24 protein-coding genes are annotated in these 24,779 nt (G+C 61.5%); 6 read left to right on the forward strand and 18 right to left on the reverse strand.

Features of this window, described 5'->3' with window-relative positions:
* Positions 1-1,197 (reverse strand): nicotinamide mononucleotide deamidase-related protein YfaY, encoded by a 1,197-nt coding sequence (locus V8N38_RS17405; protein WP_147840082.1) that lies wholly within the window; start codon positions 1,195-1,197, stop codon positions 1-3.
* A 245-nt stretch (positions 1,198-1,442) separates the two neighbouring features.
* On the opposite strand from V8N38_RS17405, the gene tyrP reads away from it, so the two are divergent.
* Positions 1,443-2,651, forward strand: a complete 1,209-nt coding sequence (tyrP, locus tag V8N38_RS17410; RefSeq protein WP_004935940.1) for a tyrosine transporter TyrP — start codon at positions 1,443-1,445, stop codon at positions 2,649-2,651.
* Positions 2,652-2,698: 47 nt separating this feature from the next.
* On the opposite strand, the gene V8N38_RS17415 is transcribed toward tyrP, so the two are convergent.
* Positions 2,699-3,238 carry a YfaZ family outer membrane protein gene (locus V8N38_RS17415; RefSeq protein ID WP_049200187.1) on the reverse strand — a complete coding sequence of 180 codons (540 nt, stop codon included), beginning with the start codon at positions 3,236-3,238 and terminating at the stop codon, positions 2,699-2,701.
* Positions 3,239-3,576: 338 nt separating this feature from the next.
* On the opposite strand from V8N38_RS17415, the gene katA reads away from it, so the two are divergent.
* Positions 3,577-5,013: a catalase KatA gene (gene katA, locus V8N38_RS17420; RefSeq protein ID WP_060420075.1), complete on the forward strand. Its 1,437-nt coding sequence runs from the start codon at positions 3,577-3,579 to the stop codon at positions 5,011-5,013.
* 43 nt (positions 5,014-5,056) lie between these two features.
* Here the strand turns inward: katA and menE are convergent, their stop codons facing one another.
* The 8 genes from menE to idnO form a co-directional block, all read right to left on the reverse strand.
* Complete coding sequence (gene menE / locus V8N38_RS17425; RefSeq protein ID WP_147840081.1) at positions 5,057-6,442, reverse strand: o-succinylbenzoate--CoA ligase; 1,386 nt, start codon at positions 6,440-6,442, stop codon at positions 5,057-5,059.
* Complete coding sequence (gene menC, locus V8N38_RS17430; RefSeq protein ID WP_147840080.1) at positions 6,430-7,413, reverse strand: o-succinylbenzoate synthase; 984 nt, start codon at positions 7,411-7,413, stop codon at positions 6,430-6,432. The genes menE and menC overlap by 13 nt, the downstream gene beginning before the upstream one ends.
* The gene (gene menB / locus V8N38_RS17435; RefSeq protein WP_033635308.1) at positions 7,413-8,270 is read right to left on the reverse strand and encodes a 1,4-dihydroxy-2-naphthoyl-CoA synthase; all 858 of its coding nucleotides are present in this window, start codon (positions 8,268-8,270) and stop codon (positions 7,413-7,415) included. The genes menC and menB overlap by 1 nt, the downstream gene beginning before the upstream one ends.
* Positions 8,271-8,281: 11 nt before the next feature.
* On the reverse strand, positions 8,282-9,052 hold the full coding sequence (menH, locus tag V8N38_RS17440; protein ID WP_038876383.1) for a 2-succinyl-6-hydroxy-2,4-cyclohexadiene-1-carboxylate synthase: 771 nt from the start codon (positions 9,050-9,052) through the stop codon (positions 8,282-8,284).
* Positions 9,049-10,725 carry a 2-succinyl-5-enolpyruvyl-6-hydroxy-3-cyclohexene-1-carboxylic-acid synthase gene (gene menD, locus V8N38_RS17445; protein WP_100396417.1) on the reverse strand — a complete coding sequence of 559 codons (1,677 nt, stop codon included), beginning with the start codon at positions 10,723-10,725 and terminating at the stop codon, positions 9,049-9,051. The genes menH and menD overlap by 4 nt, the downstream gene beginning before the upstream one ends.
* 379 nt (positions 10,726-11,104) lie before the next feature.
* Complete coding sequence (elaB, locus tag V8N38_RS17450; protein ID WP_025160172.1) at positions 11,105-11,416, reverse strand: stress response protein ElaB; 312 nt, start codon at positions 11,414-11,416, stop codon at positions 11,105-11,107.
* 81 nt (positions 11,417-11,497) lie between these two features.
* The gene (idnD, locus tag V8N38_RS17455; protein WP_060420060.1) at positions 11,498-12,529 is read right to left on the reverse strand and encodes an L-idonate 5-dehydrogenase; all 1,032 of its coding nucleotides are present in this window, start codon (positions 12,527-12,529) and stop codon (positions 11,498-11,500) included.
* 22 nt (positions 12,530-12,551) lie between these two features.
* Positions 12,552-13,316: a gluconate 5-dehydrogenase gene (gene idnO, locus V8N38_RS17460; RefSeq protein WP_100396419.1), complete on the reverse strand. Its 765-nt coding sequence runs from the start codon at positions 13,314-13,316 to the stop codon at positions 12,552-12,554.
* 268 nt (positions 13,317-13,584) lie between these two features.
* Here idnO and V8N38_RS17465 point away from each other — a divergent pair, with 268 nt between their 5' ends.
* Positions 13,585-14,568, forward strand: a complete 984-nt coding sequence (locus V8N38_RS17465; protein ID WP_141959807.1) for a LacI family DNA-binding transcriptional regulator — start codon at positions 13,585-13,587, stop codon at positions 14,566-14,568.
* Here V8N38_RS17465 and V8N38_RS17470 read toward each other — a convergent pair.
* Together V8N38_RS17470 and V8N38_RS17475 are read right to left on the reverse strand one after the other, a co-directional pair.
* Positions 14,548-15,057, reverse strand: coding sequence for a DUF1097 domain-containing protein (locus tag V8N38_RS17470; RefSeq protein WP_033635316.1), 510 nt, complete (start codon positions 15,055-15,057; stop codon positions 14,548-14,550). The two genes, V8N38_RS17465 and V8N38_RS17470, sit on opposite strands and share 21 nt — an antisense overlap.
* 130 nt (positions 15,058-15,187) lie before the next feature.
* Positions 15,188-16,423: an MFS transporter gene (locus tag V8N38_RS17475; RefSeq protein ID WP_060439364.1), complete on the reverse strand. Its 1,236-nt coding sequence runs from the start codon at positions 16,421-16,423 to the stop codon at positions 15,188-15,190.
* A gap of 289 nt (positions 16,424-16,712) precedes the next feature.
* On the opposite strand from V8N38_RS17475, the gene V8N38_RS17480 reads away from it, so the two are divergent.
* The 3 genes from V8N38_RS17480 to V8N38_RS17490 all read left to right on the forward strand — a co-directional run bounded on the left by V8N38_RS17480 (position 16,713) and on the right by V8N38_RS17490 (position 18,358).
* A complete protein-coding gene (locus V8N38_RS17480; protein ID WP_060439362.1) occupies positions 16,713-17,588 on the forward strand; it encodes a LysR family transcriptional regulator in 876 nt (291 codons plus the stop codon).
* 125 nt (positions 17,589-17,713) lie between these two features.
* Positions 17,714-17,974 (forward strand): type II toxin-antitoxin system RelE family toxin, encoded by a 261-nt coding sequence (locus V8N38_RS17485; protein ID WP_033635320.1) that lies wholly within the window; start codon positions 17,714-17,716, stop codon positions 17,972-17,974.
* A gap of 18 nt (positions 17,975-17,992) precedes the next feature.
* Positions 17,993-18,358, forward strand: coding sequence for a helix-turn-helix domain-containing protein (locus tag V8N38_RS17490; protein WP_072022352.1), 366 nt, complete (start codon positions 17,993-17,995; stop codon positions 18,356-18,358).
* Positions 18,359-18,423: 65 nt separating this feature from the next.
* Here the strand turns inward: V8N38_RS17490 and nuoN are convergent, their stop codons facing one another.
* The 6 genes from nuoN to nuoI all read right to left on the reverse strand — a co-directional run bounded on the left by nuoN (position 18,424) and on the right by nuoI (position 24,769).
* The gene (gene nuoN / locus V8N38_RS17495) at positions 18,424-19,881 is read right to left on the reverse strand and encodes an NADH-quinone oxidoreductase subunit NuoN (protein WP_033635324.1); all 1,458 of its coding nucleotides are present in this window, start codon (positions 19,879-19,881) and stop codon (positions 18,424-18,426) included.
* Between the two features lie 6 nt (positions 19,882-19,887).
* Complete coding sequence (gene nuoM, locus V8N38_RS17500) at positions 19,888-21,417, reverse strand: NADH-quinone oxidoreductase subunit M (protein ID WP_025303660.1); 1,530 nt, start codon at positions 21,415-21,417, stop codon at positions 19,888-19,890.
* A 95-nt stretch (positions 21,418-21,512) separates the two neighbouring features.
* The gene (nuoL, locus tag V8N38_RS17505; RefSeq protein ID WP_019453716.1) at positions 21,513-23,360 is read right to left on the reverse strand and encodes an NADH-quinone oxidoreductase subunit L; all 1,848 of its coding nucleotides are present in this window, start codon (positions 23,358-23,360) and stop codon (positions 21,513-21,515) included.
* A complete protein-coding gene (nuoK, locus tag V8N38_RS17510; protein WP_004936014.1) occupies positions 23,357-23,659 on the reverse strand; it encodes an NADH-quinone oxidoreductase subunit NuoK in 303 nt (100 codons plus the stop codon). Before nuoK ends, nuoL begins: the two co-directional genes overlap by 4 nt.
* Complete coding sequence (gene nuoJ / locus V8N38_RS17515; protein WP_019453717.1) at positions 23,656-24,213, reverse strand: NADH-quinone oxidoreductase subunit J; 558 nt, start codon at positions 24,211-24,213, stop codon at positions 23,656-23,658. Before nuoJ ends, nuoK begins: the two co-directional genes overlap by 4 nt.
* A 13-nt stretch (positions 24,214-24,226) precedes the next feature.
* Positions 24,227-24,769, reverse strand: a complete 543-nt coding sequence (gene nuoI, locus V8N38_RS17520; RefSeq protein ID WP_025160170.1) for an NADH-quinone oxidoreductase subunit NuoI — start codon at positions 24,767-24,769, stop codon at positions 24,227-24,229.
* Positions 24,770-24,779 lie beyond the last annotated feature (10 nt).

The following is a 24,779-nucleotide window of genomic DNA, read 5'->3' on the forward strand; positions in this document are numbered from 1 at the left end:
TCACTCGATAATTTCCACCACCTCCAGCCAGGCGTTTTTACCGCACGCCTGGCCCCCATTCAGCCAGCGGCGCAGCATATCCAGCGCCAGCATCGCCACCGACTCCTGCCGCAGCCGCAGGCCGTGGCGCAACGCCCGATAACGCACGGTCTGGCCAATGCCGCCGCGCGGCGTATGCAGCGCAATGCTCACCTGCTCGTCGCGCATGGCGCTGACCGCCAACGCCAACGGCGCACCGGTCAATTCCGCCAGCGAGCGGGCGCGCGCCAGCGTCGTTTCCAGCGTTTCGATGCAGTGCGCCGGCAGCAGCTCGCCCCCCGCCAGCGGCGCCCCTTCGCTCTGCAGCTGCAGATTGATCAACCCGGCGCTGAACTGCTCGCTCAACGCCAGCTTCAGCCCTTGCTGATTCAGACGCTGCGTCAGCGTCGCCGGTAACCCGGCGGTGCCTTCAAAGATGCAGTTGTCCCCCGCCACCTCGCGCACGCGCCGCCAGGCCTGCTCCATCTCCGCACGCCGGCTTTCAGGCCCGGTCAGCTTCAGCTCGATAATCGGGCTGGATGAGCGGTAACCCAGCACCACTTCCGGCGGCAACGGCATGCCATCCAGCTCGGCGGCCAGATCGCTCTCGGAGGTGCCGAAGGTGGTCAGGCGCAGGCACAGCGGCGGCGCTGGCAAGGTGAAGCGCTGGCGCAGGCGCGGCACGATCTGCTGTTCGACCATCACTTTGAATTCCGACGGCACGCCGGGGGTGAAGAACATCTGACATTGGTTCAGCTGCAGCGCAAACCCACAGGCGGTGCCTACCGGGTTATCCAGCATTTCCGCGTTGGCCGGGATCTGCGCCTGCTTGCGGTTGGAAGGGGCCATCGGCCGCCCGCGCTCGGCGAAATAGGCTTCCATGCGCGCCAGCCAGTCGGCCCGTTCGACCAGCTCTACGCCACAGGCTTTCGCGGCGGCCAGCGCGCTGAGATCGTCGCTGGTCGGCCCCAGGCCGCCGTTGACGATCAGCACATCGGCGATATGGCTTCGTTCCTGCAGGATCTCGATCAACGCAGAGAGGCTGTCCCCGACCGTTTCACGCCCGCTCATCGGCACCCCCTGCTGGAACAGGTAGTCCGCCAGCCAGGCGGCGTTGGTATCAATAATTTGCCCGTGCAGCACCTCATCGCCGGTGCTGAGCATCTCCACCCTTAACATTGATCTCTCCCACATTTTTTGGTCATTCCACTATAGAAGCCCGTAAATAACTTTTCACTAGCCGCCTGCGGATAATTTCAGCCATGGGCCCATTCCTCATGCGCCATGCAGCCCGCCGCAATGTAAACATTACTGTACATCATGCGTAACGCCGGTTTGACACAAATTAGGGCTTCCACTATCCTGCCATCCTCATAAATCGTTACCTATAATTTTCAAAATCTTTCGGCTGGTAGAGAAAAAACGTGAAGAATCGCACTCTTGGCAGTGTTTTTATCGTGGCGGGCACCACCATTGGCGCCGGGATGCTGGCGATGCCGCTGGCGGCAGCCGGCGTCGGCTTCGGCGTCACGCTGGCCTTACTGGTCGGGCTGTGGCTGTTGATGTGTTACACCGCGCTGCTGCTGGTGGAGGTTTACCAGCATGAGCAAGCGGATACCGGTCTGGGCACGCTCGCCAAACGTTATCTCGGCGGCGGCGGCCAGTGGCTGACCAGCTTTAGCATGATGTTCCTGATGTACGCCCTCACCGCCGCCTATATCAGCGGCGCCGGCGAATTGCTCGCCACCAGCATCAGCCAATGGACGTCGCAGGACTTCCCGGTGTCGCTCGGCGTGCTGCTGTTCACCCTGGTGGCCGGCGGCGTGGTGTGCATCGGCACCCACTCGGTCGACTTGTTCAACCGCATCCTGTTCAGTGCCAAAGTGGTGTTTCTGGTGGTGATGCTCGGCCTGATGTTGCCGAATATCCACCAGACCAATCTGATGACGCTGCCGCTGGAGCAAGGCCTGGCGCTGTCGGCCATTCCGGTTATCTTCACCTCCTTCGGCTTCCACGGCAGCGTGCCGAGCATCGTCAACTACATGGGCGGCAACATTCGCAAACTGCGTTGGGTGTTTATCATCGGCAGCGCGATCCCGCTGATCGCCTATATCTTCTGGCAGCTGGCGACGCTGGGCAGCATCAGCTCCGACACCTTCGTCGGCATTCTGGCGCAGCAGGCCGGGCTGAACGGCCTGTTGCAGGCGGTGCGCGATGCGGTGGCTTCGCCGCACGTTGAACTGGCGGTGCACCTGTTCGCCGATCTGGCGCTGGCGACCTCGTTCCTCGGCGTGGCGCTCGGGCTGTTCGACTTCCTGGCCGACCTGTTCAAGCGGCAAGACAACGTGCGTGGCCGCCTGCAAACCGGCGCCATCACCTTCCTGCCGCCGCTGGCCTTTGCGCTGTTCTACCCGCGCGGCTTCGTGCTGGCGTTGGGATTCGCCGCCATTGCCCTGTCGGTGCTGGCGCTGCTGTTGCCTTCACTGCTGGTGTGGAAAACGCGCCAAAAACATCAGGCGCAGTATCGCGTCTGGGGCGGTACGCCGGCGCTGGCGTTGGTGTTTGTCTGCGGGGTGACGGTAATCGCCATTCAACTGGGCATCGCCAGCGGCATGCTGCCGGCGGTGGGGTAAGCCAGGCAGAAAAGATAAAGGGGCCTGAAGGCCCCTTTTTCGCAGCGTCAGAAGCTCAGACCCACGCCGACGTAAGGGCCATCGGCCAGCGTATTGTCACGCCGTCCGTCTTTGCCTTCCATTTGCATGTAACGGTAGCCCACGTCCACGCTCAGCGGACGGAACTTCCAGCGCAGGCCGCCGCTGGCTTCGTTATAGGCTTTCACGCCGCTGGTGAAGGATTCAGGCGCAAAGTACCCTTCGCCGTGCAGGCTGAAGTAACGGTTAATCTCCCACTCCAGGCCGCCGCCCAGCGCCACCGCCCCGCCGCTCTTCCCGTCTTTCGGGCTGAGGTACAGCGCTTTGGCACCCACGGTCGCCGTCAACGGCCCCAGCGGCACGCCAAAGTTCAGCCCCAGGCTGCCGACGTTGCCGTCGTGGTCGCTGCGCGCCCAGTTGCCGGTCAGGCCCAGGCCTGAAGAGCCGGTGCTCATGCCGACGCCCAGGTTGGTGTAGTGCTGCCCGGCTTCGCCCGACACGCTGATGGCGTTCGCCGCACCGGTCACAAACAGCAATCCTGCCGCGCACGCGACCCAAGTCTTTTTCATCATCTTTCCCTCTGGTTTGTCATCCGTACCGAATGATCGAATCAACGCATAATAATAACGTCACGAGTCTATACCAAAGCGCAATGAGTATTTAAGGGATAAAAGCGAAAAAATTCTTCAATAATCAAATAAATGTAAATATTTGCAAACAAGATTCTATATTCGTCAAGGCGATGCCAACGATAACCGAGACCTATTTGCCGCCGCTCGCCAATAGGGCTACAACTAGTAGTGGCTTTGACCAAGGTCAGGGGAAGAAGCCCCGCCAAAGGACTATGCTGATGAACGCTTAAACCGCCCGAGTCTTTACTTAACTGCACTACGATAAGGAGCAAGTGATGAGCAAGAAAGGACTGACCACCGCAGCCGGCGCCCCGGTTGTCGATAACAATAACGTGATCACCGCAGGCAAACGCGGCCCGATGCTGTTGCAGGACGTGTGGTTCCTGGAAAAACTGGCCCACTTCGACCGTGAGGTTATCCCCGAGCGCCGCATGCACGCCAAAGGATCCGGCGCCTACGGCACCTTTACCGTTACCCACGACATCACCCGCTATACGCGCGCCAAGATCTTCTCCGAGGTCGGCAAACAGACCGACATGTTTATCCGCTTCTCCACCGTCGCCGGTGAGCGCGGCGCCGCCGACGCCGAGCGCGACATTCGCGGCTTCGCCATGAAGTTCTATACCGAAGAAGGCAACTGGGATTTGGTGGGCAACGATACGCCGGTGTTCTATCTGCGCGATCCGCTGAAGTTCCCCGATCTCAACCACGTGGTGAAACGCGATCCGCATACCAACCTGCGCAACCCCGTCTACAAGTGGGACTTCTTCTCCCACCTGCCGGAATCGCTGCACCAGCTGACCATTGACTTCAGCGATCGCGGCATTCCGAAATCCTACCGTCACATGCACGGTTTCGGCAGCCACACCTTCAGCTTTATCAATGCCGCCAACGAACGTTTCTGGGTGAAATTCCACTTCCGCTGCGAGCAAGGCATTGAAAACCTGATGGATGAAGAAGCGGAAGCGATCATCGCCAAGGATCGCGAAAGCTCACAGCGCGATCTGTTCGACGCGATCAAACGCGGCGACTTCCCGCGCTGGAAGCTGCAAATTCAGATCATGCCGGAACACGAAGCCTCGCAGACGCCATATAACCCGTTCGATCTGACCAAGGTGTGGCCGCACGGCGACTATCCGCTGATCGACGTTGGCTATTTCGAGCTGAACCGCAACCCCGACAACTACTTCTCAGAGGTTGAGCAGGTAGCGATGAACCCCGCCAACGTGGTGCCGGGCATCAGTTTCTCGCCGGATAAAATGCTGCAGGGCCGTCTGTTCTCCTATGGCGATGCGCACCGTTATCGCCTGGGCGTCAACCACCACCAGATCCCGGTGAACGGCGCCAAATGCCCGTTCCACAACTACCATCGCGACGGCGCGATGCGCGTGGACGGCAACAGCGGCAACGGCGCCACCTACGAACCGAACAGCTTCGGCCTGTTCCAGGAGCAGCCGGACTTCAGCGAGCCACCGCTGAGCATTGAGGGCGCGGCCGACCACTGGAATCATCGTGAAGACGACGATTACTACAGCCAGCCGCGCGCGCTGTTCAACCTGCTGAGCGCCGAAGAGCACCAGCGCATGTTCACCCGCATCGCCGGCGAACTGTCGCAGGTGCCGGAACACATCCAGCGCCGTCAGGTCGAGCTATTCACCAAGGTGCACCCGGACTACGGCGCCGGCGTCGCCAAGGCGCTGGGGCTGAAATAACCCCCTGCTGCCATCCGCTCAGCCGCCCTGTCGGGCGGCTTTTTTATGCCTGAGAGAGACGCTGCGTCACCCACTGCTGCAACTGGCGGCGCGAAATCTTGATGCCGCCGTTTTTCAGCTCCTCAGGCAGCGGGAGCAACGCCGCCGGGCGTTGGAAATTGGCCAGCTTATCCTGCGACCAGGCGAGCAACGCCGCCAGCGACAGCGACGGTTCGCCGTCGATCACCGCCACCGGCCGCTGGCCGAACTCGGCGTCCACCACCGGCACCACAAACGCCTGCGTGATCTGCGGATGCGCCGCCAGCACGCGTTCGATATCCTCCGGCTGCACCCCTTCACCGCCGCTGAAAAACAGGTTGTCCAACCGGCCGAGAATACGCAGTTCCCCCTCAGCCATCGCGCCGCGATCGCGGGTCGCAAACCAGCCCTGTTCATCGGCCAGCGGCTGCAGATGCCCATGACGCCAGTAGCCGAGCGCCAGGCTGTCGGCGCGGATCCAGACTTCTTCGTCCACCAGTTTGATCTCGCGGCCGCCGAGCGGCAGGCCAACGCCCGGCCGCGCATCGGCGCGCTTGGCGCACACCGTGGAAGCCAGTTCGGTCAAGCCGTAGCCGCACCAGCAGCGGATCCCCGCCGCCTCCGCCCGTTCGGTCAGCGCCACCGGGATCATTGCGCCGCCGAGCAGCACCTCTTTCAGCGTCGTGCCCGTCAGCGGTTGCGCCAGCAGCCGCCAGAGCTGTGTCGGCACCAGCGAGGCGTGCGTGCAGCCCACTAATGCCTCGGCCAGCGGATGCATTTCGCGTACTGCCAGCCGCGCACCCGCCGCCAGCCAGCGCCAGACGATGCCCTGGCCGGAGACGTGAAACAGCGGCAGTGACAGCAGCCAGCAATCCTCGCGCTGAAAATCCATCAACCGCAACACCCCGTCGGCGCTGGCCAGATGGTTGGCGTAGCTGTGTGCGGCCGCTTTAGGCATGCCGCTGGAGCCCGAGGTCAGCGTCAGCGTCGCCAGACGCCGCACATCCCACCTCGGCAGGTTCGGCCAGCGCGGCTCGGTCGAGGGCGGCGTCAATCGAATCACCTCTTCCGGCAGCGCCGGCAACGGATCCGGGCCGAAGGCAAAGGTGATGTCTAATTCGGGTAACAGCTGCGTCAGTAGCGGCGTCGGCAAGGCGGGATTGAGCGGCAACAGACGCGCGCCGCATTGCAGCAGCGCCAGATAGGCCAACAGCAGCGGATAGCTGTTTTTACCGCACAGCGCCACGCCGCAGCCCGGCTCCACGCCCTGGTGCTGAAAATCCGCCGCCAGCTCATCCACCTGGCCTTGCAACGCCAGCCAACTCAGCGGCTGTTCGCCGAGCAACAGGGCCGTCGCCTGCGGCTGAAGGCGCGCCCAGTGTCGCCACGGCCAATCGCTTAACGGCGCCATAGGCACTCCAGCGCCGAAATATCCAGCAGCGGCAATGCGCTGCCTGGCCAAGGCCGCAGCACCTGCGCCTGCATCAGCCCCAGCGTATCCAGCCCCGGCACGGTGTCCGGCGTCAGCCAGCGGGCGATGCGCGCCAGCTGGGTTAACCCCAGGCTGGACTCGATGCTGGAACTGATCACCGCCGTCAGCCCCGCCGCATGCGCCTGCGCCACCAGCGCCTGGCAGCGCGCCAGGCTGCCGACCAGCGTCGGCTTGATCACGATGGCTGCCACGCCCGGCTCGGCCTGCACCACAAAGTCCGCCTCACGCACGCTCTCATCCCAGGCGATGGCAATGCCGGTCGCCCGGGCGAAATCGCGCGATTCATCACGAGTTTTGCAGGGCTCTTCCAAAAAGGCGATGCGATCGCGCCACGCCGGGTTGACGTATTTGGCGAAACCGTCGGCTTTGGCGCGGGTCCAGCTGCGGTTGGCATCCAGCCGCAGCCGCAGATCCGGCAGCGCCTCCAGCAGCACGTTGACGATCATGCCGTCGCGCACCGCCTCATACAGCCCCACCTTCACTTTCGCGACTTTCTCGCCCGGCAAGGCGCTCAATATCTCGAACAGCTCGTCCGGATCGCCGGTGCACAGCGGCGCCTTGCGAAAATCCGCCTGCGTCGGCAAGCGCTGCTCCAGCTCGGCCTGCGCGCAGCTAATCCCAAAGGCCACCGAGGGCAGCGTGCTGTCATCCGGTTCATTGCCCGCCAACCAGGCCTGCAGCCAGTCCAACGCGGCCTGTTCGGCCTGCGCCAACGTTTCCTGGCTGAATTCCGGCAGCGGCGCGATCTCGCCCCAGCCTTCACGCTCGCCCTGACGCAGCTGCACCACCCATCCGTCACGCGTTTTCAACCGCTGATTGCGCAGCACCACGCCCGCCTCCATCGGCAGGCTGTAACGGTAAAGCGCCGCGCTGCGGTTTACCCCGCTCATTACGGGTTACGCTTGAATTTGCTGAAGTCCGGCTGACGCTTCTCGTTGAACGCGTTGCGCCCTTCTTGCCCTTCGTCGGTCATGTAGAACAGCATGGTGGCGTTGCCCGCCAGCTCCTGCAAACCGGCCTGGCCGTCGCAGTCGGCGTTCAGCGCCGCCTTCAGGCAGCGCAGCGCCATCGGGCTGTTCTGCAGCATTTCTCGGCACCAGCGCACCGTCTCTTTTTCCAGATCGGCCAGCGGCACCACGGTATTGACCAAGCCCATGTCCAACGCGGCAGCGGCATCGTACTGGCGGCACAGGAACCAGATTTCGCGCGCCTTCTTCTGGCCGACGATGCGCGCCATGTAAGACGCACCCCAGCCGCCGTCGAACGAGCCCACTTTCGGGCCGGTCTGGCCGAAGATGGCGTTATCCGCCGCGATGGTCAGATCGCACATCATGTGCAGCACGTGGCCGCCGCCGATCGAATAACCGGCCACCATCGCCACCACCGGTTTTGGGCAGGTGCGGATCTGGCGCTGGAAGTCCAGCACGTTGAGGTGATGCACGCCGCTGTCGTCGCGATAGCCACCGTAGTCGCCGCGCACTTTCTGATCGCCGCCGGAGCAGAAGGCCTTATCGCCGGCGCCGGTCAGAATAATGACGCCGATGCCGTCGTCGTAACGGGCGTTGGCCAGCGCGTCGATCATCTCTTTAACCGTTTGCGGGCGAAACGCATTGCGCACCTGCGGCCGGTTAATGGTGATTTTGGCGATGCCGTCGGCGGACTTGTGATACAGAATGTCTTCGAAATCGCCGGTGCAATCCTGCCAGGCGATGGCGGCATACAGCTGTTCTTCATTCGGATAAAGCATGTTCGGTTCCTTTAACCAGGGTTAACGAGAAAGGTCTGCAGCTCGGCGACGAAATCCTGCGGATTGGCCAGATGCGCGTTGTGCCCGGCCTGCGGCACGATGCGCAACGGCAACCCGGCGTCGCGCGCCAGCCGTTGAAATTTGGGGTCGTTCTCACCGCACAGCACCTGCAGCGGCACGCTCAGTTGGCGCAGCTGCGGCGCCAGATAGGGCTGCCGCCCGAGCGACGTGGCTTCGAGCATGTCGGCGATCGCCGGGCCGCTGTTGACCGAGCGTGCGGCGATCAGCGCCTGGCGGTGCACGTGGCTAAGCTCTTTGAACACCGGCTGCTGATACCAGTCCGCCAGGACCTCGGCGATCGGCTCACTGCGAAAACGCGCCGCCCACAGCGCATCCTGTTCGCAGCGCCGACGGCGCTGCTCTTCGTCCTCCAGCCCCGGGTTGCCGCCCTCGACGATCACCCCCTGCAGGCCGGCATGGCGGCCGTGGCAGGCGTGATACATGGCGATGCGCCCGCCGAGCGAGTAGCCCACCAGCCAATAGCGTTCGATATTGCGCAGCTGCAGCGTGGCGGCAATCTGCGCGCTGATGTCGTCGAAGCCGCGGCAGCTCACCGCCACGGAATCGCCGTGGCCGGGCAGATCGATGGCCAGCGACGGCCATTCCGGGCAGCGTGCGGCGATCACCCGCCATTCATTGTTGTTGCCGAGCAGGCCATGCAGCCACACCAGCCACGGGCGGCCCGCTTCGCCCTGTTGCAAAATTCGCGTCGCCAGCATCATTGCACCGCCATCTGTTGCACCAGGTATTGCAGGCTTTCGGCCCCCGCGCTCGGCGGCACCTGCAGTTCGATAAGCGTAGCGCCGCTGCGCCGCCAGCCTTGTTCAACCGCCTGTTGCAGCTGGCTCCAGTTCTCCGGCCGCGCGTAACCCAGCTGGAACATCGCCGCCGCGTGGCTAAACTCGACGTTCTGCGGCATGCAGTAAAAGCGCTGACGATCCTCTTCCGGCGTCGGCAGCAGCGAGAAAATTTGGCCGCCGTTGTTGTTGACGACGATCAACACCGTTGGCGCCGAGCTCTGGCGCAGCAGCGCCAGCGCATTGAGGTCATACAGAGCGGAAAGATCGCCCACCACCGCCAACGTCGGCCTGGCGGTTGCGCGCTGCACGCCGGCGGCGGTGGAGACCAGGCCGTCGATGCCGCTGGCGCCGCGGTTGCTGAATACCGGGTAGGCGACGGGCAATGGCGTTAACGCGTCAATCAGTCGCACCACCAGGCTGTTGCCGAGAAACAGCTGGCCGTTCTCCGGCAGCAGTTCCGGCAGGCGATGCGCCAGCTGCGCTTCGCCAAAGTTATCGTGCAGATGCGTGGATGCCGCCGTCAGCGCCTTATCCGCCAACGCGGCCAGCCCGGCGGCCCACGGCGCGCGCGGCTGTGCCGGGTGCTGCGCCAACCACTGCGCCACGCCGGCGCGCAGTCGCCGCCCCCGGTGCTGGGCCGGATCGAGCCGCCCCGGCAGCTCGTCGATGACCCAATACTCTTCCGGCCGGCACTGCGCCTGCCACTGCAGCAGGCGTTTGCCGGTCAGGCTGCCGCCGAACTGCACCACCAGTTGCGCATCTTGCAGTACGCGCTGCGCCTGCGGGTGAGCGAGCCACAAATCGGCGCAGGGCAGCGGTTGCCCGGTCTGCGACAGCACGTCGCCGATCAGCGGCCACCCCAGCGTTGCGGCCCATTCGGCCACCTGAGCGCCCTCTTGCGCGCTCATGCGCCCGGCCAGCACCACGCCGCGTTTCTGCCGCCAGAAGAACCAGTCCGGCTGCGGCAATGGCGCCGCACGCGTCTCGCTTTCCTGCAGCCACGGACGATCGCTCTGCCACCAGTCGCCCAGCGCGGCGGACCAATCGGCATAGTGACGTTCGTCGCCGCCGTACAGCGGCTCGGCGAACGGGCAGTTGATATGCAAAGCGCCGTTTTGCAAGCGCGCCATCGCGCTGTCGACGCTGGAGGCCAGCCACGCGGCCGGAATATCCGGCGTAGGACGCGGCAGATCGATCGCCAGCGTCGGGTGGCTGCTGTAGAGGCCGCTTTGACGGATCGCCTGATTGGCGCCGCAGTCGATCAGTTCCGGCGGCCGATCGGCGGTGAGAAACACCAGCCGCTCACCGGTCAGGCCGGCTTCGATCAACGCGGGATAAAGGTTCGCCGCCGCGGTGCCGGACGTGACGATCACCGCCACCGGCTCACGCGCCGCCTTCGCCAGCCCAAGCGCCAGATGGCCGAGCCCGCGCTCATCAAAATGGGTATGACAGATAAACGATCGGTTGGCCGCAGCGGCCAGCGTCAGCGGCGTGGAGCGCGATCCCGGAGCGATACAAACATGCCGTACCCCATGGCGGGCCAGCGCCTCGAGCAGCACAGCCGCCCACCGGCGATTAAAAACACTTGTCGACATAGTTCGCTCACAAGTCAGTTAGCAGAGATCGTCTCCGGCGCAGCCGACGGACGCCGCGCCTGTAGTTACGCTCTGTATTATATGAGGTGTTATTTTCACGGCTTTTGCGCCAGCGCAAGAACGCCGTATATCCCTGGGTGTTTACACCAGATAATTATTTGATTTAGAACAAAAAATAAACAATAAAGACACAAATACTTTACACTTGCGGCGGCGCCGGCTCAATCCGTCCATACAAAAACAAGGGAAATAGAGGCGCTCCGACGACGGCTAGCGGGAAGTATAGGCGGGATAAGGGAAAGCCAGCGGGGAAACAGCGAGATGAACAACACAGTCTGCAGAAAAGCACGAGGCGGCCTGCGCCGCCCCGATGCCGTCATTATTTACGGGCCAGCAGCAGCCCCAGCACCAGCCCGACGGTGGCGCCGATACCTACGCTGTGCCAGGGTTTATCCCGCACGTAGTCGTCGGTGCGATGTACCGCTTCTTTGGCGCGCGCGTAGTAGGATTCACCGGTGTTCGCCCAGCGCGCCTTGACCTCACTCAGCGCCTGCTCGGCGTGCGACTTGATGTCGACGTAAGCCTGATCCGCGCGATCGCCGGTGTATTGCAGCACTTCTTCCAGCGTCTCGGTCAGCATTCTCAGATCGTCATCCAGCGTAGTTTGCTCAGCATCCGTATGTCTTGCCATCGTGAGATCTCCGTGGTTGAAAAATTAAGCGTTCCTACACTATAGACAAGGATCGCCGCCTGCGGCCATCGGACTTTTACCCTAAAACACCAATTGCACCTTGGCGGCCTGGCGCTTATCGCCGGCAAACTCCAGCGCCTGCGCCAGCTGCCCGCTGGCGAACTCCGCCGACAGCAACGGCAGCGGATCGACCACGCCGTCGGCCAGCCACGCCACCGCCAGCGCAAACTCCGCCACGAAGCGGAAGGATCCGAGCAGGTTCAACTCCTTGGCGATCAACAACATCAGCGGGAAATCGGGAAAGCTGCCACCCATGCCCACCTGCACCACGGTGCCTTTGGCGCGGGTGATCTCCAGACAGCGCTGCAGCGACTGCGGATGCCCCGCCACTTCGAAGGCGACGTCGAAATACCCCTTGCCCTGCTGATAATCGCTAACATCGTCGTCCGCGGCATGCAGGCACCGATCGGCCCCCATTTGCCTGGCGATCGCCAGGCAGCGCGGGCTGAGATCGGCACAGACAATCTCGGCGGCGCCCAGCGCTTTCAGCGCCGCCACCAACAGGCAGCCGATCGGGCCGACGCCGGACACGAAGACCTTTTTTCCCGTCACGTCGCCGGGCTGTTTCGCTGCGTGGATCGCCACCGCCAGCGGTTCGGCGAACACCATCACCCTGTCGTCGCGATCGGCGCCGTAAGGGACACACTGCGCGCTATCCACCACTTTGTATTGGGTAAAAGCGCCGTCAACGTGCGGAAAATACATCGCGCTGCCGAAAAAACGCATCTCGACGCATTGATTGCTTTGCTGCGCCAGACAGTATTTGCACTGCCCGCAGGGTTTGCTGGGATTGAGCGCCACCTTCTGCCCGACCGGCAGCCGCGGTGAATCGCTGGCGACCACCTCGCCGATCACCTCATGGCCCAGCACCATCGGCTGACGCACCTGAAAATTGCCGACCTTGCCTTCCTGAAAGTAATGCAGATCCGAGCCGCAGATACCGCCGCGGCTGATTTTCACCAGCGTTCCCTGCCCCCGGTAATCCACTTCTTGCGCGATCACCGCCACGTCTCGTTTGCCATTGACCACGCAGGACTGAGTTTGAATTTTCATCTCAAGACTCCACGAAAAAAAGTTACACCGCCGCCGACATGCCGCCATCGACAAACAGCAGCTGCCCGTTGACGAAAGCGGAGGCGTCGGCGGCCAGGAACACCGCCGCGCCGATCAGCTCCTGCGGATCGCCCCAGCGCGCGGCGGGTGTGCGTTGGGTCAGCCAGGCGGTGAAGGCCGGATCGTCGGCCAGCGTCTGCGTCATCTCGGTTTTGAAATAGCCGGGGGCAATGCCGTTGACCTGAATGTTGTAGCGTGCCAGCTCCACGCACATGCCGCGCGTCAGCATTTTCACCGCCCCCTTGGACGCCGCATAAGGGGTGATGGTGTCCCGCCCCAGCTCGCTTTGCATCGAGCCGATGTTGACTATCTTGCCGCGCCGGCGCGGCACCATGTAACGCGCCACGGTTTGCGACACGATGAAGACCGCCTTCTGGTTGACGGCGATGATGTCGTCCCAGTCTTGCTCCGGAAACTCGGTGAACGGGTGGCGGCGCTGGATGCCGGCGTTGTTGATCAAGACGTCAATCGCGCCGATATCCGCTTCGATACGGTCGATGGCGGCCTGCACCGCCTGGGAATCGGTGACGTCGAACGCCGCCGCATCGGCACGCAGGCCCTCTTCGCGCAGGCGCTCGGCGGCGTGCCGGGCATGTTCTTCGGTGGTGGCGTTGACCAGAATATGTGCGCCTTGCTGCGCCAGGCCGCGCGCCAGCAGAAAACCGATGCCGCGCGAGGCGCCGGTGATCAAGACGATTTTGTTATCCAGTGAAAACAGATTGTTCATGGTGATTCCCGGCCATCAGGCCTCCAATCGGACAGGCCTCTATCTCAGCCGATTGTTACCGGTAAAAACGTGATGGAAATCACTGAAAATCATGTTACGAAACCCTGTTACCCTTAACGTGATCTCACGCAGGCAGCACGCGGGTAAAAATCAGCTATCCGATTGAAAAATGGCTATTTTCAATAGAGGTGCATTCATTGTTATCGCCAAATCGATTTGTTAACATACCGCTATCCGCCCTTGCCGCGCCGCCCGTGAAGGCCACCGAATGAAACACCCCCGCGTTACGCTACAGGACATCGCACAATTGGCCGGCGTGACCAAAATGACCGTCAGCCGCTTCCTGCGCACGCCGGAAAAAGTGGCGGCCGGCACCGCCGAACGCATTGCGCAGGTCATGCGGGAGCTGAACGTCACCGGCGCCGATGCCGCACAGGCCGGCAGAAAACCGCGTCTCGGCGTGCTGATCCCCTCTTTCAACAACCAGATCTTCGCCGATCTGCTGGCCGGCATCGAATCCGTTACCCAAGCACGGGGTTACCAAACGCTGGTGATGAACTACGATTACAGCCCGCAACGGGAAGAAGAGCAGATCGCGCAGCTGTTGAGCTACCCGATCGCCGGGCTGATCCTCACCGATTCTGCGCATACCTTGCGCGCAGAGACCTACCTCGGCGCCGCCAAAATCCCCCTCGCGCAGGTGATGGATCTCGACGCGCCGCCGGGGCGGATTGCGGTGGGGTTCGATAATGAACAGGCGGGGTATGACATGACCGAAGCGCTGCTCGCCAGCGGCAAACGGCATATCGTTTACTTTGGCGCCATGTCGGACGCCCGCGACAATAAACGCTATCGGGGGTACTGCCGCGCCATGGCGGCTCAGGGGCAAATGCCGCGTCAGATCGCGCCGCATCGGGTCTCTTCGGTTTCGATCGGCGCCGACATGCTGGCGATGGCGCGCGAACGCTACCCGCAGCTCGACGGTATCCTGTGCACCAACGACGATCTGGCAGTGGGCGTGTTGCAGGCCTGTCTGCGTCTCGGCGTGCGCGTGCCGCAAGAGGTTGCGTTATCGGGATTTCACGGCCTGGATATTGGCCAGGCGACCACGCCGAGCATCGCCAGCGTGATCACGCCGCGCTTTGACATGGGGAAAACCGCCGCCGAAATGCTGCTGTTGCGGATCGCGGGCGAACCTTGCGCCGAGCGCCACGATCTGCATTACCGCCTCTCACTCGGCGGCACCGTTTGAGCCGGCATTCGAGCCCATCGGCGGCGTAGCGCGGGCTTTTTCGCTGCGCGCCGCCCACCACAAACCGCTGTTTTTCATCGCATAGCCGAACAGCAGGCCCACCAGCAGGGAAAGCGTCACCAGCGGCCAATCACCGCCGCCGGCGAAGGTCGCGCAGGCGCCGATAAAGGTGCCGGGCACGAACCCCAGCCACTGCTGTTTAGCCTGAATGCACATCAGGAATGCCACGACGCCGGTCAGCAGATACCCCAAGAGATTCCACTGCGGCGCCAGTTCGCTGCCGTGGATGATCGCCATTGCCCAGAAGACGCCGCTGCAGCAGGTCAACGCGCCGATCACCAGCCCTTTCAACCCACCCTGCGGGCAGGCGAAATACGCCGTGCAGCCGAGAAAACCGGCCCAACCGATCAGCCCCAGGCTGACGGCAACCCAGCCCCACACGCCGGAGAGGATCCCGGTAGTAACGGCAATGGCGAAAAGAACGTTCATAAAGCGACCCGCGGCAAAAAGAAAGCGCGCAGTTTACCCGAAAGCCGGTCATTTCATGTGATTAAAATCACAATATAAATGCAATTAAAGAATAATTAATTAAATAAAAGAGACTTCAATCACAAAACTATTAACGTGGGAACCCAGCACGTACCGTCATCCATGCCAACAACAGGCATACCGTGGTGCTGCTCAGGAACAGCAGATGGGTTGCCTGCTGTAGATCGACACGGTCGACCACGATCCCCAGCAAGATAGGCACCCAGTTGGCGATATAAGCGATAACGTAAAACAGCGAAAGCAAACGTGCATGGCTGGCCGGCGGCGAAATCAGGTTTACCAGGGTCGCGCTGCCAACGAAAATGGCGCCGTAAGCATAGCCGGCCACCACCAGCCCCGCAGCCGCCAGCCACAGTGAATGCCACTGGATCGCCACGGCGAATACCACCGCCGCCAGCACCTGCGCCAGGCAACCGAACAACAGCGAATGGCGGGCGTTAAGGCGGCGGCTCAGGATCTGGCTGATACCGGCGATCAACAGATAAACCGCAATCGCATAGCCAAAGACGCCTCGAGCGTGCAGGCCTAACAGCGTTTCCGCCACGCTGGGGCCGATAGCCAAAATGCTGGCGGCCAGGGCCCAACAGATAAACAGCGCCCCGGCACAGACATAGAATTTACCGCCGGTGGCGCGCAGGCCATCGAGCAGCGAGCTTTTTTCTGTCGCAGCCGGCGTAGCATGGGTCGGCGCCGTAACCACGCCACGCGGCCACGAGAACATCACGCCCAACGCAGCCACGGCGGCAATGACCATGATGAAAACGAACGGCAGCGTCGTGGGATGAAAACCGGTCTGCAAAGCGATGCCGCTGAAGATCGGGCCCAGCGCCAATCCTGTGGTAAAGGACAACGTGGCGATCAGCGCGGCGTTTTTACCGCCGTCTCGTGGCCCAAAACGCACCAACGCGATGTTTGCCGCACCGGTCAATGCCCCGGTGCCCACCCCGGCTAACAGTCGCGCCATGAGCATCATGGCAAAGGTATCAGCCCGCGCGAACAGCAGCGCACCGCTCAACACCACCAGCAATGCCGGCACGATCATGCTGCGCAAATCCTTCACTTTGCCGGACAGATTGCCGACGCCGAACAAAGCGATCAGCACGCCGGCGGCGTAAGCGCCGTAAACAACGGTCAGGCTGACGGAGCTCAGCGCAAGCTGCTGCTGATACAGCGGATACAGCGGCGTCGGCGCACTGCTGTTCAGCAATGCCGACATCAGTGCCAATGCCAGGAACAATAGAATACCCATGCGCGATGCCTGCGCGTTTTTCGGCACCGTGTCCTGGATGGCGGTATTTTCTGACATGCTTTAACTCCCAAAGTCGGCAGGTGGCGGCCTGCCATCGACGTTTTTCCTCACCCGACGAGCCGGGAACGGCGCTTATCATAGCGTTACGGCGACGGGCGAAGTATCGTCAAGAATGAATCACCCTGATGCATTCTTGCATCACCGGAGAAATAACCGCCGATGTGCAGGCCGTTAACCGTCTTTGTCTCCCCCCGGACGGAACAACGCTTTATGATAGAAACCGTTATTGTTCGCCTGGCTTGGCCCGAGCCCCACGGTGCCGACAAATCTGCAGAGAGGAAATGGCATGATGAATTGGGACGACGCGCGCTTCTTTTTGGCCGTCGCACGCTGTGGCACGCTACGCAAAGCCGCCAGCCAGCTGCATGTCGATCAGGCGACCGTCGGTCGACGGCTGTCCGCTTTCGAAGATGCGCTCGGCTCCAAGCTGTTTATCCGCACGCCGAAATCCTTCGCCCTCAGCCCGCTGGGGGAGGAAATGCTGGCGGACGTGATGAAGATGGAAAATGCGGTGCAGGCGATCAACCGTAAAGCCGCCAGCGGTGACGAAAGCCTGAACGGCAACGTGCGCATCGCCACCACCGACACCCTGGCCGAAGCCTTCGTGATGCCGGCGCTGCAAGATCTGCGGGAACGCTACCCCGCCATCACCGTCACGCTGTTAACGGCGCTGAACATCGCAGATATCTCTTACCACGGCGCAGATCTGGCGATCCGCGGCGCCCGCCCCGATGACGATGAGCTGATCATCAAACGCTTAGCCACCATCGAAATGGGTCTGTACGCCTCTCAGCACTACCTGGCGCGGCGCGGCATGCCGGTCAGGGGCGAGCAGCTGCGCGGCCACGATCTGCTGATGTTCCCGCGCGAGCTGGTGCCGCGCCACTGGAACAATTTCTGCGGCGAGGCTCTGCACGAGCCCAACGTCGTGCTGCAATGCAATTCGCAGCTGCTGCTGCGCTCCGCCACCCGCAGCGGGCTGGGCATCGGCCTGCTCTCCGCGTTTTTGGCGGACAAAGACCCGGAGCTGGTGCGCCTGCTCCCGGAGAACAAAGACTGGGTGGATATCTGGCTGGTGCTGCATCCCGATTTGCAACGCGCCGCCCGCGTGCGCGCGGTGGTGCAGGCGCTGGAAACGTCGTTTAGCGCCCATTACGGCTGAGTGCCGACACGTGGAGAAACATCGCTGATGTCTCACGTATCCTTCTTCGTCCAAGATTGAAATAATAAGATATAAAGCTTATTATCTAATCACTGCACAGGACGTGCATTCGGCCCGAGGGAACAATGGCAAAGATCAGCTGGTCACGTAAAGCACTGAAACAATTGATGACACTGCCTTCTCAGAACCGGTTGGCCATTGCGCACAAGGTTGAACTCTTGGGCACTTTCCCGACCGTCAGACTGGACATTAAAAAGCTGCACGGTACCGATAACCAGTACCGTCTACGCGCAGGGAACTACCGCATTATTTTTGAGATCGTCGATGATGAACCTGTCGTGTGCCTGATTCAGCAGGTAAAACGCAGAACATCGACAACTTATTGAAAGTCAGAGGTATGCCGAATGGCGAAGTTACAGTATATCCATGATGACTCCGGCCAGCCGCTCTATGTGGTATTGCCGCTCGATGAGTATAAAAGGCTTGTGAGACAGCAAGAGGACTACGAGCCTCTTCCCTACCATGCCGATAAGCATGATGATGAAACCGTCCCCCATGAAGTCGTTTCCATCATGCTGGATCAAGACGTCAGCTTGATTGCCGCTTGGCGAATTTTCCGTGGCCTCTCGCAATACGATGTAGCGGAAAAATTGGGCACGACACAATCCGCCGTTTCCCAATGGGAAGCCCCTCACTCGAAACCACAAAAGAAAACCCGGGAAAAGCTGGCTGTCCTCTATCGCTGCCAACCGGCACAAATGACGTTGTAATAGCTTCTTTCCCCCGCCCATAAAAAAAGGTCGCCGAAGCGACCTTTTTACCGTCTGAAGCGTTATCAGAACGTCGGCTGAGCCATCTGCACCAGCGAAATCAGCGGCTGCGGATAGACGCCCAACAGCAGCACCAGCGCGGCTGAGATCAGCACCACGACGCCACCGGCGGTCAACGCCCAGTTGTTCGGGGTATCGCGCTGCAGCGATTCCGGCGCGCTGAGGAACAGGCTGACGGTCACGCGCAGGTAGTAGTACAGGCCGATGGCGCTGCCTACCACGACTGCGCCGGTCAGCCACCACAGGTGTGCGCTGACGCCCATCGCGATCACGAAGAACTTACCGATAAAGCCCAGCGTCATCGGGATACCGGCCAGCGACAGCATCATCACCGTCATCACCGCGGACAAGATTGGCTTGTGCCAGAACAGACCACGGTAAGAGAACAGCGAATCCGCATCCGGGCCGCGGTACGGGCTGGACATCAGGCTGACCACGCCGAAGGCGCCCAGGCTGCTGAACAGGTAACCGGCCAGGTAAACGCCGGCGGTTTCCAGCGACAGCTGATGGGTTTGCACCGCAATCAGCGCCACCAGCAGGTAGCCCAGGTGAGCGATCGACGAGTAGCCCAGCAGACGCTTGATGTTGGTCTGGCTGATGGCCATCAGGTTACCGAACAAGATAGAGCAGAACGCGATGATCGACAGCACCATGCGCAGCGCTTCGTTGTCGGCGGCCGGGGCATACAGGAACAGACGCATCACGACCGCGAAGATCGCGATCTTGCTGGCGGTCGCCAGGAAGGTCGAGACCGGCGCAGGCGCGCCCTGATACACGTCCGGCGTCCACAGTTGGAACGGCACCAGCGACAGCTTGAAGCCCAGACCGACGATCATCATGCCCATACCGGCCAGGATCAGCGGCTGGTGCATCATGTTTTCCTGCAGGCTCTTGCCGAGGCCGGCCAGCGACAGATCGCCGGACTCGGCATACAGCAGCGCCATGCCGAACAGCAGGAACGACGACGCGGCGGCGGACAGCAGCATGTACTTGATGGCGGCTTCCAGCGGGCGCTTCTGGCGGTAGGCGTAGCCCACCAGGCCGAACAGCGGCAGCGAGATCAGCTCGATACCGATGAACAGCGAAGCCAGATGGTTGGCGCTCGCCAGCAGGATGCCCCCCATGGCGGCGATCAGCACCAGCAGGTAGAACTCTTCGCGGTTATCCGGATAGCCGACCAGCCACGGATACGCGAAGGTGCAGGTCGCCAGACTCGCCAGCAGCACCAGCCCGGTGTAGAACATCGAGTAACCGTCAACCCGCAGCAGCGGGGTGACGTCCATTGGGCCTGCCTGGCCGACAAAGTACAGCGAAAGCAGCGCCAGGTTGAGACCGATCACGGTCAGGGTGGCGTTGATAAAGTGGTCGCGTCGCCACGCAATGCCTAGCATCACAACCACCACCGTCAATCCGACGATCAACAGCGGCAGCAGTGCGATCAGTTGTTGAGGAGTTATTGTCATGGCGAATTACGGCCTTGTTGTTGAAATTGCTGAAACTGACGAACCAAACCAGTGTTGCACGTTGCTCATCGCCGCGTTGGAAGTATCCAGAATCGGCTGCGGGTAAACCCCCAGCAGAACCAGCAACACCACCAGCAGCAGAATGATGAACAGCTCGCGCGCGGTCATGCCCTGCAGCGGCTGGTCGGATTTAGGCGCACCGTAATAAGCGCGCTGCATCATGATCAGCGAGTAAACCGAAGCGAACACCAGACCGAAGGTAGAAATCACGGTGATCACAGGCACCACCTGGTAGCTGCCGAACAGAATCATGAATTCGCCGACGAAGTTACCGGTACCCGGCATCCCCAGCGTAGCCACGGCGAAGAACAGCGACAGCGCAGGGATGAACTTGATCCGCCCCCACAGGCCGCCCATCTGACGCATGTCGCGGGTATGCAGACGCTCATACAGCTGGCCGCAGATGATAAACATACCGGCGGCGGACAGACCGTGCGCGATCATCTGGATCACTGCGCCCTGGTAAGCCAGCTGGCTGCCGGTGTAGATGGCGATCAGCACGAAGCCCATGTGCGAAACCGAGGTGTAGGCGATAAGACGCTTGATGTCGGTCTGCGCGAACGCCATCCAGGCGCCGTAGAAGATGCCGATCACGCCCAGCCACATGGCGATTGGCGCAAACTCGTGCGAAGCCTCAGGGAACAGCGGCAGGCTGAAACGCAGCAGGCCGTAGGCCGCCGTTTTCAGCAAGATGCCCGCCAGGTCGACGGAACCTGCGGTCGGTGCCTGGCTGTGCGCGTCCGGCAACCAGCCGTGCAGCGGCACCACCGGCATTTTCACCGCAAAGGCGATGAAGAAGCCCAGCATCAACAGATATTGCACGTTGTGGGACATCGGCGTTTGCAGCAGGTCTTCGTAATCGAAGGTCCACACGCCGGTCGCGTTGTAGTGCACGAACACCAGGCCCAGGATCGCAATCAGCATCACCAGACCGCTGGCCTGGGTGTAGATGAAGAACTTGGTCGCCGCGGTGATACGGGTTTTACCGTCCGACGCCTTGTGGCCCCACAGCGCGATCAGGAAGTACATCGGCACCAACATCATTTCCCAGAAGAAGAAGAACAGGAACATGTCGATGGCGAGGAACACGCCGATAACGCCGCCCAGGATCCACAGCAGGTTGAGGTGGAAGAAGCCCTGATACTTCTGGATTTCACGCCAGGAACAGAGGATCGCCAGCACGCCCAGCAGACCGGTCAACACCACCATCAGCAGCGACAAGCCGTCCAGCGCCAGGTGGATGGAGATGCCGAAGCGCGGGATCCACGGCAGCAGGAATTCGCTCTGCCACTGCGGAATGCCTTTCGGCGTGGTCAAGGTATAGCCGCCCTGCATCCACAGCTGCAGAGAGAGCGCCAACGTCAGCCCCATTGCGATCAGCGCTATCCAGCGCGGCACCTTAGTACCGAAGCGCTCAAGCTGCCAGCACAGCAGACCGCCGATAAAGGGGATAAGAATTAGCCAAGGTAATAGCATGGCGTTTTGTGTCCCTTATACGAATAATTTCAAACTTTGTACGTAGCGCCTGCCCGGCGCTACGCCCGAAAAATGCGTCTGTTTAAATTATTCAATTAAACCAAAATCAACAGAGCCAATACGACCACTGCACCCACACCCATAGACGCTATATACCAACGCACCTGACCGTTCTCGCTCACCGTCAGACCGCGGTTCCCCCAGCGGGAGAAGACGGCCGGCAGGTTCATCAGCGAGTTCAGCGGATCGCGCTGCAGCAGCTTCGCAATGCCCAGGTACGGCTTGACGAACACTTTGTCATACAGCCAGTCGAAGCCCCAGGCATGGAACCACCAGGTCGAGAAGAAACGCCCCGGCGCGCTGTTGGCGATGCTGTTGACCAGGCTGCGTTTGCCCAGCCACAGCGCGGCCGCCAGCAGAATGCCGACGATAGCTACCACGCCGGAGGTGATTTCAAGCGTCAGCACGCTGCCGTGCGCCAGCTCGGTCGTATCCGGCAGCACGCCCTGCAACGGCGGCACGATCATCGCGCCGACGAAGGTGGACAGCACCAGCAGAACCAGCAGCGGCAGGTGGTGAGTGATGCCTTTACCGGCATGCGCTTTGATTTTCTCTTCGCCATGGAACACGATGAAAATCATACGGAAGGTGTACAGCGAGGTCATGAACGCACCGACCAGGCCGGCCACCATCAGGTTGATGTGGCCGTTGGCCATCGCGCCCGCCAGGATCTCGTCCTTACTGAAGAAGCCGGCCGTGACCAGCGGCAACGCAGACAGCGCCGCGCCACCCACCAAGAAGCAGACGTACACCAGCGGGATGCTCTTGCGCAGGCCGCCCATCTTGAAGATATTTTGCTCGTGGTGGCAAGCCAGGATCACCGAACCGGACGACAGGAACAGCAGCGCCTTGAAGAATGCGTGGGTCATCAGGTGGAAGATCGCCGCGTCCCATGCCTGCACGCCCAGCGCCAGGAACATGTAACCGATCTGGCTCATGGTGGAGTAAGCGAGCACGCGCTTGATGTCGGTCTGCACCAGCGCGGCGAAGCCGGCCAGCAGCAGAGTGACCGCACCGACGATGCCCACCAGGTGCAGCACTTCCGGCGCCATCAGGAACAGGCCGTGCGTACGGGCGATCAGATAGACGCCCGCGGTCACCATGGTCGCCGCGTGGATCAGTGCGGAAACCGGGGTTGGGCCCGCCATCGCGTCCGCCAACCAGGTTTGCAACGGCAGCTGCGCCGATTTACCGACCGCGCCGCCCAGCAGCATCAGGGTCGCCCAAGTGATGGCCGTATCGCCCACCGCCAGTTTCTGCGGTGCCAGGATCATCAGCTCGCGGATATTCAGCGTGCCCAGCTCGTTGTAGAGGATGAACAGCGCGAACGCCAGGAACACGTCGCCCACGCGGGTCACGATGAAGGCTTTCATCGCCGCCGCGCCGTTGGCCGGATCTTTGTAGTAGAAACCGATCAACAGGTAGCTGCACAGACCCACGCCTTCCCAACCCAGATACATCAGCAGCAGGTTGTCCGCCAGCACCAAGACCACCATGCTGGCGATAAACAGGTTGGTGTAAGCGAAGAAGCGCGAGTAGCCCTCTTCACCGCGCATGTACCAGGAGGCGAACATGTGGATGAAGAAGCCGACGCCGGTGACCACCGACAGCATGGTCAGCGACAGGCCGTCCAGCACCAGGGTCACGCCGATATTGAAGTTGCCGACGGCCATCCAGGTCCACAGGCTTTGCTCGAACAGCTGCACGCCGGCGGCTTTCTGGGCGAAGAAATCCATCGCCACATACACCGTGACCAGCGCAGCCAGGCCGATAGAGCCCACGCCGACGGTGGCCGCCGTGTTCTCAGACCAACGACCGCGGGAAAATGCCAACAGCAGGAACCCGATCAGCGGTAGCAGAATTGTTAAATATAATAGGTTCATCCGCGCATCTCACTGACAGTATCAATATTCAGGGTATGACGACGACGGTAGAGCTGCAGCAGCAGCGCCAGGCCGATACTGGCCTCGGCTGCCGCCAGGCTGATCGCCAGGATGTACATCACCTGACCGTCCGCCTGGCCCCAGTAGCTTCCCGCCACGATAAACGCCAACGCCGCAGCGTTGATCATCACTTCCAGGCTGATCAGCATAAACAGCAGGTTGCGGCGCACCAGCAGCCCGGTCAGCCCGAGCACAAACAGGATAGCCGCCAGGATCAGGCCGTGTTGAAGAGGGATCATGCTTGCTCCTCCGATTTTCTTCTCGCCATTTCGCCACTCGCCGGCGCGTTGCTCAGCACCTCGCCAGGCTTGTGCTCGCGGCCGATATGGAAGGCGACAACCAGACCCGCCAACAGCAGCATTGAGGCCAGCTCAACCGCCAATACGTAAGGCCCGAACAGGCTGATGCCCACCGCCTTCGCGTCGACCATCTCGCCGCTGATACCCTGGTCGGATACGCTGCGAATAGCGACGATCAATACCACCAGCAGCGCCAGCGACAACAGGCCAGGCCCGATCCACACCGTCGGCTTCATCCAGTCGCGCTCTTGCTGCTGCACGTTGCCGAGGTTCAGCATCATCACCACGAACACGAACAGCACCATGATGGCGCCCGCATAGACGATGATTTCCAACGCGGCGGCAAAGTAGGCGCCGAGCGAGAAGAAGACTGCCGAGATCGCCAATAACGAGACGATCAGATACAGCAGCGCATGCACAGGGTTGGTATGGGTGATCACGCGAATCGTCGCGGCCACCGCAATCAAACCTGCCAGGTAAAATGCAATTTCCATGCTTGCTGGCTCCTTAGGGCAACAGACCTTTGACGTCGATCGGTTTGGCTTCGTTTTCGGCTTCGCCTTTGGCTTTGCCGTCAATCGCCATACCGGCCATCCGGTAGAAGTTATATTCCGGATATTTACCCGGCCCCGAGATCAACAGATCTTCTTTTTCGTACACCAGATCCTGACGCTTGTACTCACCCAGTTCGAAATCCGGCGTCAGCTGGATAGCGGTAGTCGGGCAAGCCTCTTCGCACAGGCCACAGAAAATGCAGCGCGAGAAGTTGATGCGGAAGAACTCCGGATACCAACGGCCGTCTTTCTGCTCCGCTTTTTGCAGCGAGATACAGCCGACCGGGCAGGCCACCGCACACAGGTTACAGGCGACGCAGCGCTCTTCGCCGTCCGGATCGCGCGTCAGCACGATGCGGCCACGGTAGCGCGGCGGCAGGTAAACCGGTTCTTCCGGATACATCTGGGTTTCGCGCTTGGCGAAGGCATGCATGCCAATCATCCAAATGCTGCGCACCTGGGTGCCGAAACCAACCACTAACTCTTTCAATGTCATGGTTTATTCA

The organism is Serratia nevei (assembly GCF_037948395.1).
GTDB lineage: Bacteria > Pseudomonadota > Gammaproteobacteria > Enterobacterales > Enterobacteriaceae > Serratia > Serratia nevei.